The organism is Mesorhizobium sp. M2A.F.Ca.ET.067.02.1.1 (assembly GCF_004023285.1).
Classification (GTDB): Bacteria; Pseudomonadota; Alphaproteobacteria; order Rhizobiales; family Rhizobiaceae; genus Mesorhizobium.
Map to the genome: position 1 here is coordinate 1 of NZ_RZSB01000953.1, position 1,997 is coordinate 1,997.

The following is a 1,997-nucleotide window of genomic DNA, read 5'->3' on the forward strand; positions in this document are numbered from 1 at the left end:
ATCCAGCAGCACTCGCCGGGACCCCGCCGAACCGCAGGAAAGCGCCTTCCATCCTCTCGAGCCAGTCCGCCTGACGCTCTCGCAGCGAAGGCCGAATATACAGCCGGCGCGAATAGCCCAACGTCCCGACACACAGGTGAACCCGCACACGCTCGCCGCTGATCCAGACCTTCGTGTCACCGAAGTCGATCTGCATCTGATTGCCAGGCGCCGTCTCGAAGCGCACCGTTGCCCGCTTCTGGGCCTTCAATTCCCGACGCCAAAGTCGCACCCGACGCTCAACGGAACGCAGGCTGATGACAATCCCATGCTCGCTCGCCAACTCCTGGCGAATGACATCCGCCTTGCTGTCGTGGCGGAAGAAGCGCTCACGGAGCCAGTCCTCCAGACCGTCAAATGCGGTCCGTCGCACCGGCTCGCGATAGTCAACAACACCGCCCTCGCGGGGGTAACGGCGAACCGTGTGTCGCATTGCCTCAAGGAAAATGTTACCGAGCGGGTTCGTTGCCTCACCTAAAATGTAACCCGTGAAGGCGCATGTTGCCATGATGCCTTCATCACCAGGGAGGCATCATGAAGACGAAGATGACGCATGCCATGCGCATGGAACTGGCCAATGCGGTCAGGGATCGCTATGTGGCCGCAACGACCAAGGACAAGCGAAGGATCTTGGAGGAGTTCATCGCGGCGACGGGGTATCACGAGAAGTCCGCAATCCGTGTCCTGAACAGCCACCCGGAGCCGAAGCATCGCCGGACCCGTCAACGCCCGTCGCTCTATGATGAGGCCGCTCGGGGCGCGTTGATTGTGCTGTGGGAGGCTTCAGATCGAGTCTGCGGCAAGCGGCTTAAGGCACTGCTGCCCATTTTGTTGCCTGCGCTGGAACGCAACGATCATTTGAAGCTCGAGGAGGAGATACGCCACAAGATCCTGTCAATGAGCGCCGAGACGATCGACCGCTTGCTCCAGATGCCAAGGCGCAACCTGCCTACGAAAAAGAAGCCAACGGTTGTGCCAGAGCCCCGGCGGCGCATCAAAATGCGCACCTTTGCCGACTGGAACGAGCCGCTTCCCGGCAGCATGGAAATGGACCTGGTTGCTCATTGCGGAGAGGCCAACCGCGGTAGCTATGTTCACAGCCTGGTTCTGACCGATATCGCGAGCGGATGGACGGAGGCCGCGCCTATCGTCGTGCGAGAAAGCACCCTCGTGGTCGAGACACTCGACCGGATCCGCGCGGGCTTGCCCTTTGCTCTGAGAGCGCTGGATGTGGATAACGGCAGCGAGTTCGTCAACAACAGGCTGATCGAATATTGCCTTGGTCACGGCATCGAACTCACTCGCTCGCGGCCTTACCGTAATGTCGATGACGGTCGAAAACCGCTGATAAACAACGACAAGAGCTGAAGCGCTGGAGAGAGCAAAGGCGGTCGCCCGCGCGCTCTTCAACTAGCGCTGTAGCGGGCGACCGCCTTTGCGGCGCGGTGCTGATCATCTGAGGTTGAGAAGGTGATAGACGCGGGGCACGTCTCCAGTCGCCCTGAGGCGGCTTTCGACGTACCCCGCCAGCGCCTGCCTTGTGGTAGATCTGCGGGTAATCAGCGCCGCAGAAACAATCCGGCGTAACACCGATCTCAACTGGCAAGTCCGGGTTCGGTGTCACGCTCCACTGACGGTGCGCGACCTGCATTATCGCATTGTCAGCGCATTCCGTCGACCTTTTCCCGAACTCCCAGCGGCGCTCCGAAAGGACCGTCGCGGATGTTCACGGGCCGCTTCTTTCTGTGCGGCCGCTGCCGTTTGCAGGTAACGATCTGCCGCAGCTGCGACCGGGGACAGCGCTACTGCGGGGAGGTCTGCGCCCGTGCTGCCCGCCGCGAGAGTGTGCGCGAGGCGGGGCGACGTTATCAGCGCAGCCGCCGTGGACGCTTGGCTCATGCGACCCGGGCCCGACGATATCGGGCTCGGCACAATAAAGTGACGCATCATTCTCCACC

At 61.4% G+C, this 1,997-nt stretch carries 1 protein-coding gene and 1 pseudogene; one reads left to right on the forward strand and one right to left on the reverse strand.

The window, feature by feature from the left end; genetic code table 11:
* Positions 1-469, reverse strand: a pseudogene (locus tag EOA28_RS34150) (IS21 family transposase); the annotation flags it as partial.
* A gap of 104 nt (positions 470-573) precedes the next feature.
* Here EOA28_RS34150 and EOA28_RS39250 point away from each other — a divergent pair.
* Positions 574-1,407: a transposase family protein gene (locus EOA28_RS39250; protein WP_245501669.1), complete on the forward strand. Its 834-nt coding sequence runs from the start codon at positions 574-576 to the stop codon at positions 1,405-1,407.
* Positions 1,408-1,997 lie beyond the last annotated feature (590 nt).